Raw genomic sequence first — 7,101 nt, forward strand, 5'->3', positions numbered from 1 at the left:
GATCGGGTCGGCGCTGCCGTCCAGCCGCATCACCCCGCCCTGGCCGGCAATGAAGCCGCCGCCGCTGTTGGCCCCCAACGCGGTGAAGCCGATGCCGTCCAGCCGTGCCACCGGAATCAACACCGAGGCCGGGTTGAAGGCCAGGCTGACGTCGAACTCCGGCCGCAGCGGCTGGTCTTCCAGCTTCAGCGTGCTGTCCACCGTGGCCGACTCGCCGGACACCTCTTCGATGCCGATGTCGGTGATGCCGCCGAACAACGCCGGGGTCAGCGGCTTGCCGGCCGCCTCGACCACGGCCACGCCGGCCGGTGCGACCAGGCCGGTCCCCACCGCGCGGATGATGCCGCCCTGGACCAGCACGTCGGCGTGTTCCAGGCTGCCGCGCGCGCTGGCGGTATGCACGGTGGCGTTGCGCACCAGCAGGTCCTGGGCCTGCACGGGCAGCGCGGCCAGCATCAATAGCGCGGTGGTGCCCAGCCATGCCCGGCGACGCGCGGAAAGGCGCAGACCCCGGCTCATGGACGTGCCTCCTGGCCGAGCATGAAGTCCGACAGCGGCTGCCGCCGCGCATCGCGACGGTCGTACACCTGGTGCCCGTCGATGAAGACCTGTTCGGCCTGCGCGTAGGAGCTGAAGGGGCTGCCGTTCCACACCACCACATCGCCCATCTTGCCCGCCTCCAGGCTGCCGGTCTGTTTCTCCACGCCCAGCGAGCGCGCCGCGTTGTAGCTCAGCCACATCATCGCGCGCTCCGGGGCGATCTCGATCCCGGCCCGGCGCGCGTTGGCGATCACCTTGGCCGCTTCCTGGTTGAGCCGCTGGATGCCCTCGGGGGAATCGGAGTGCACGATCGCGCAGCTGTTGGCCGGGCGGTCCACCAGCGCGATGTTGTCCTGGATGCCGTCGAACGCCTCCATCTTGAAGCCCCACCAGTCGGCCCACAGCGCGCCGCACACGCCTTCGGCGGCGAGCCGGTCGGACAGCTTGTAAGCCTCCACCGCGTGGTGGAAGGCGGCGATCTTGAAGCCGAATTCCCTGGACAGGTCCAGCATGGTGGCCATTTCATCGGCGCGGTAGCAGTGGATGTGCACGCGGATGTCGCCCTGGATCGCACCGGCCAGCGTATCCAGCTTGAGGTCGCGCTTGCCGCCGGTATCGCCGGCGCTGTCGCCCTTGTCGCTGCCGCTGAACCAGCGCTTCTTCTGTTGCTTCTTCGGTGCGTTCTTGGCGATGTACTCGCTGGCATCGATGAAGGCCGCGCGGTACCCGGCCACGTTGCCCATGCGCGTGCCCGGGGCCACGCCCTTGCCGCTGCCGTAGACGCGCTTGGGGTTCTCGCCGCAGGCCATTTTCAGGCCCCACGGCGCGCCCGGGAACTTCATGGCCTGGTAAGTGGTGGCCGGTACGTTCTTCAGCGTCACCCCGCGCCCGCCCACCAGGTTGGCCGAGCCGGGCAGCACCTGCATCGCGGTCACGCCACCGGCGAGCGCCGCGGCAAAGCCCGGGTCCTGCGGCCACACCGAATGTTCGGCCCACACGTTGGCGGTGACCGGCGCGGTCATCTCGTTGCCGTCGCTGTGCGCGCTTACCCCGGGACTGGGGTACACGCCCAGGTGCGAATGCACGTCGATGATGCCGGGCGTGACCCACTTGCCGGCCGCATCGATCCGCACCGCGTTGGCCGGTGCATCCAGCGCGCTGCCGACCGCGCGGATGCGGCCGTCCTGCAGCAGCACATCGGCGTTGTCCAGGCGCGTACCGGTGCCGGTCAGCACGGTGGCATTGCGGATCAGCACCGGCGCCGAGGCGATCGGGGCGTAGGTGCTGGGATAGGGGTCCTGCACGAACCGCGAGGCGGCGGGCGCCGGCGCAAGGCCGATCGAAAACAACGCCAGGCCGATGCCGACGCTCAACACCTTATGCATGAATTCCCCGGGTTCACATGGACGCAGCCGCCGACGCTAGCCGGGCAGGGGGGCGTTTGCCAAGTGACGAACTGCACGGTCGGTGGCTATGAAGAATTGTTACGCCATCATTAAAAACCGTGAACCAATCGTGAATTTTGCGTTACGCTCGGGATCGGGCCGCGTGCCCGTCATTTGCGAATCTGCTCGAATTTTTCGGCACTTGCATCACTCAAGGAAGGTAATTCAATGAAACAGCGTTACTCCGCTTCGTCCCGCCAGCCCGCGCGCAGCGTGCTGGCGTCGGCCATCACCGGCACCCTGTTGGCCGCCCTCGCACTGCCGGGCATCGCCCAGGCCAACGATGTACTGGATGCCTACCAGCAGCAGCGCCAGGTCCAGCGCGCCGCCTACAACCTGGACACTGCCCGGGTCGATGTGACCCCCCGCGTCGTCGCGTCGGTGCGTCCGACCGCCGAGGCCAGCACCCCGGTTCTGGGCAACGCCGGCGATGCTGAAAGCTGGCGCACCGACGAGTTCAAGGCCGACTGGGGCCTGCAGGCCATCAATGCCGACGCTGCCTATGCGCGCGGCCTGACCGGCAAGGGCATCCGCCTGGGCGTGTTCGACAGTGGTACCGGGTTGGAACACGATGAATTCGCCGGCAAGGACCATCGCAGCATCCATCTGGCCGACGTGCTCGGTGACGGCAGCCTGTGCACCCGTGAAGTGCTCGACGGTCCGGATGCCTGCTTCGTCAGTGACGGCGACCAGGTGGCGGTCGACTATCAGATCCTGGATCCCGAATACGCTGACATCTTCGAGCGCAATCATATTTATGAAGGTGCCAGCTACAACGTCCACGGGACCCACGTGTCCGGCACCATCGCGGCCAACCGCGATGGCAACGGCACGCACGGTGTGGCGTTTGGCGCCGACCTGAGCGTGGCACGGCTGTTCTCCAACTCGGCCAGCTACGTGAGCATCGTCGAAATCGATGGCGATCTCTATCTGGATCCGCAGTCCATCGCAGGCCTGGGCGCCGACGATTCGATCTTCGGGCAGCTGTACACCGCGCTCAACGCGCAGGGCGTACGCGCGGTCAACCACAGCTGGGGCCTGTCCTCCGAGCCGAACACGGCCGAAGATCTGGATTTCTACCAGTCCCACCCGGTGTTCGAGAATCAGTTCGCCGCGATGGCCGAAGGGTCGCGCAGCAGTGGCCTGATCCAGGTGTGGGCGGCCGGTAATACCGACTCGTTCAACCCCTCGCCCGAAGAAGCACCGATTGCAGGCGTCTACGCGTCGTTGCCGCGCGCGATCGCCGACCTTGAGCCGTACTGGCTGGCGGTCGTCAACGTCAACAAGGAACTGGAACTGAGCAACCGTTCCATGCGCTGCGGCCTGGCGGCCAACTGGTGCCTTGCCGCGCCGGGCACGGCCATCACGTCCACCGTATACGGTCCCGATTCGAAGATCGACGCCGACTTCTACGACGACAACGGCAACCTGGTCATCGACATCAACGGCCAGACGCCCACCTACGGCTACCAGGACCTGAGCGGCACCTCGATGGCGGCCCCGCACGTCACCGGCGCGCTCGGCCTGTTGTTCGAACGCTTCCCGTACCTGGACAACGCGCAGGTGCGCGATGTGCTGCTGACCACCGCCACCGATCTCGGTGCCAAGGGCGTGGACGATGTCTACGGCTGGGGCCTGATGAACCTGGCCAAGGCCATCGAAGGCTACGGCCAGCTGCGCGTGGACACCGACGTGGTGATGAACCAGAAGGCCGGTGGCCTGAAGGTGTGGGAAGGCGATGCATGGGACGACTGGACCAACGACATCGGCGGCCCGGGCAAGCTGACCAAGTCCGGCATCGGCTGGCTGCGCCTGAGCGGTGACAACACCTTCAACGGCGCCATCGTGCGTGAGGGCGTGCTGGAACTGGACGGCGTCAATGCACTGACGGCCTCGCTGGATGTCACCGGCGGCCAGGTCCTGCTCAACGGCACCCTGCGCGACATGCGCTTCAACAACATCGCCGGCACCAGCCGCGTCACCGCCAGCGGCGTGCTCGACAACACCGACCTGACCATCAGCGGCGGCGTGGTCTCGTTCAACGGCGTGCAGACCGGTGGCAGCACCCTGGTCGGTGCCAAGGGCGCGCTGCAGGGTATCGGCCGTCTCGGCGACACCCGCGTGGAAGGCATCATCGCGCCGGGCAACTCGATCGGCACCCTGACCATCGACGGCGACTACGTGCAGACCGCCAGCGGCACCTACCTGGCCGAACTGGCCCCGGGCAGCCGCAGCGACCAGCTGCACGTGACCGGCACCGCCAGCCTGGACGGCACCCTGAAGGCACTGCCGGAAGTGGGCATCTACTACCTGGGTGAGCAGTTCAACTTCCTGCAGGCCGACGGCGGCGTCAACGGCACCTTCGCCACCGTGGACTTCTCCTCGTTCTCGCCGTTCCTGCAGTTCGACCTGGGCTACGGCGCCAACGGCGTGCAGATCAACGTGGCCCGCGGCAACGCACTGGCCAGCGCGGCGGTAACCGCCAACCAGCTGGGCGTGGCCACCAGTGCGGACAGCCTGGGCATCAACCAGGGCCTGCCCAAGCCGCTGACCCAGCTGTTCCCGGCCCAGGTCGGCGCGGCATTGGATGCCTTGAGCGGTGAACTGCATGCCGCCACGCCGATGGCGCTGGTGGAAAGCAGCCGCTACCTGCGCGATGCCGCGCTCAGCCGCAGCGTCGGCGCGCGTGCACCGGGTGCAGGCGATGCCGCCGTCACCGGTGCGTGGGTGCAGGCCATCGGCGGCAGCGGCAAGCTCGACGGCGACGCCAACGCGGCGCGTACGCAGAGCAACACCAGTGGGCTGCTGGTCGGTGCCGACCACCAGTTCGCCGGCGGCTGGCAGGTGGGCGGCCTGATCGGTACCGGGCGTACCGACAGCAAGCAGGCCCAGGGCCGTCGCGCCCGCGCGGAAATCGACAACACCCACCTGGGTGCCTACGTGGGCAACCAGTGGGGTGGGTTCGGCCTGCGCGCCGGTCTGGGCTATACCCGCCATGAAGTGGACAGCCGCCGTGAGCTGGCCTTCGCCGGCTTCCAGGACGCACTGACCGCGCGTTACGACGCCAAGACCCGCCAGCTGTTCGTCGAAGGTGCCTACCGCATCGGCGGCGCCGAAGCGGGCCTGGAGCCGTACCTGCAGCTGGCGCGCGTGGAAGTGGACGTGGACGGCGTCAACGAGCAGGGCGGCGCGGCTGCGCTGCACGGCACCGTGGGCGATACCCGCACCACCATCGGCACCGCCGGTGTGCGCTTCGACCGCGGCCTGAAGACCGCGTGGCAGCAGGAGAGCTGGCTGCACGTGCGGGGCGGGGTGGGTTACCGCCGCGCGTCGGGCGACCGCAGCCAGGTGGCCAACCTGGCCCTGGCCGGTGGCAGCGGCTACACCGTCAGTGGCGCGGCCATCGCCGACCACGCGGTGGTGGCCGAGCTGGGCCTGTCGGCCTGGTTGAGCCCGCGCAGCCAGCTGGAGCTGGGCTACAACGGCCAGTTCGGCAGCGAGTCGCGCGACCACGGTGCCACTGCGCGCTGGTCCGTGCAGTTCTGATCCAGCGGTAACGGCAACACGGAAAAAGGCGGCCACTGGCCGCCTTTTTCTTGCTTGTTGGGTGTGCACCCGCAGAATAGGCACACTGGAACCACTTGCCGGACCGCACGCGCACTATGAAGAACAAACAGGAAATCGTCGAAAACTGGCTGCCGCGCTACACCGGCGTGCCGCTGGACCAGTTCGGCCAGCACATTCTGCTGACCAACTTCGCAGGCTACCTGCACACCTTTTCCCACCTGACCGGCGCGCCGGTGCAGGGCATGGACCGGCCGATGGCCAGCGTCACCAGCGATGACATCACCCTGATCAACTTCGGGATGGGCAGCCCCAACGCGGCCATCGTGATGGACCTGCTGTCGGCGGTGATGCCCAAGGCGGTGCTGTTCCTGGGCAAATGTGGCGGTCTGAAGCGCAAGAACCAGCTGGGCGACATGATCCTGCCGATCGCGGCGATCCGCGGCGAGGGCACCTCGGGGGACTATCTGCCGCCGGAAGTGCCGGCGCTGCCGGCCTTTGCGCTGCAGCGGGCGGTGTCCACGACCATCCGCGACCTGGGCCATGATTACTGGACGGGGACGGTCTATACGACCAACCGCCGGGTCTGGGAGCACGATGAGGCGTTCAAGGAGAAGCTGCGGCTGATGCGCTGCATGGCCATCGACATGGAGACGGCCACGCTGTTCGCGGCGGGCTTTGCCAACCACATCCCGATCGGGGCGCTGCTGCTGGTGTCCGACCAGCCGATGATCCCGGACGGGGTGAAAACCGAGGCGTCCGACGCCAAGGTCAGTTCGCAGTTCGTCGAAAACCATATCCAGATCGGTATCGAGGCGCTTAAGCTTATACGGCGCAACGGCAAGTCGGTCCGCCACCTGCGTTTTGACGAGTGATGGCAATGGAACCGGCGGGCGTCCTGGCGACGTGCCGCCCTCAGGGGTAGTGAATGGACGTGGCGGTACAAGTGGTGGAATTCTGGCGCGATGCCGGTCCACAACAATGGTTCACGCGCGATGACGCGTTCGATGCGCGGTTCCGCGAGGCGTTCCTGGAGGAACATTTCGCGGCGGCGCGGCGTGGGCGCGAGCATTGGCTGGGCAGTGCCGACGGTGCGCTGGCGCTGATGATTCTGCTCGACCAGTTTCCGCGCAACTGTTTCCGCGACACGGCCCATTCCTACGCGACCGACGGTCTGGCCCGGCACTACGCGATGCGCGCGGTGGAGGAGGGGCTGGACCTGCAGCTGGTGCCGAAGCTGCGCGCTTTCATCTATCTGCCGTTCGAGCATTCCGAAGATCCGCAGGACCAGGAGCGGTCGGTGGCGATGTTCGATGTGCTGGGCGACAAGGAATACCTGCAGTACGCCGAGCTGCACCGCGACATCATCCGTCGCTTCGGCCGTTTCCCGCACCGCAATGCGGTGCTGGGTCGGATGCCGACGCCGGAGGAGCTGGATTACCTGGCCGAGGGTGGGTTTGCGGGCTGACGCTGGAAGAGCGTGAGCAACTGCTAACTGCAACAGCAACTGCAACAGCGGCGGGTGTGCGCGTGTCCCTGGCTTGGCGGGTAC

The 7,101-nt window shown here is 67.2% G+C and carries 4 protein-coding genes and 1 pseudogene; 3 read left to right on the forward strand and 2 right to left on the reverse strand.

All coding sequences use genetic code 11. The annotated features are described in order from the left end of the window. Together DBR34_RS22215 and DBR34_RS05705 are read right to left on the reverse strand one after the other, a co-directional pair. Nucleotides 1-519: pseudogene (locus DBR34_RS22215) on the reverse strand (amidohydrolase); the annotation flags it as partial. Beyond that, nucleotides 516-1,925, reverse strand: coding sequence for an amidohydrolase (locus tag DBR34_RS05705; RefSeq protein WP_128096049.1), 1,410 nt, complete (start codon nucleotides 1,923-1,925; stop codon nucleotides 516-518). The pseudogene DBR34_RS22215 and the gene DBR34_RS05705, both read right to left, overlap by 4 nt. 228 nt (nucleotides 1,926-2,153) lie before the next feature. Here DBR34_RS05705 and DBR34_RS05710 point away from each other — a divergent pair, with 228 nt between their 5' ends. The 3 genes from DBR34_RS05710 (at nucleotide 2,154) to DBR34_RS05720 (ending at nucleotide 7,017) form a co-directional block, all read left to right on the forward strand. Then, a complete protein-coding gene (locus DBR34_RS05710; protein ID WP_128096050.1) occupies nucleotides 2,154-5,531 on the forward strand; it encodes an autotransporter serine protease in 3,378 nt (1,125 codons plus the stop codon). Nucleotides 5,532-5,647: 116 nt separating this feature from the next. Continuing rightward, nucleotides 5,648-6,424, forward strand: coding sequence for an AMP nucleosidase (locus DBR34_RS05715; RefSeq protein WP_038686330.1), 777 nt, complete (start codon nucleotides 5,648-5,650; stop codon nucleotides 6,422-6,424). 53 nt (nucleotides 6,425-6,477) lie between these two features. After that, entirely contained in the window at nucleotides 6,478-7,017 is a 540-nt protein-coding gene (locus tag DBR34_RS05720; protein ID WP_128096051.1) for a DUF924 family protein, read from the forward strand. Nucleotides 7,018-7,101: the final 84 nt, after the last annotated feature.

It is taken from the genome of Stenotrophomonas sp. HMWF003 (assembly GCF_003061285.1).
GTDB lineage: Bacteria > Pseudomonadota > Gammaproteobacteria > Xanthomonadales > Xanthomonadaceae > Stenotrophomonas > Stenotrophomonas maltophilia_AP.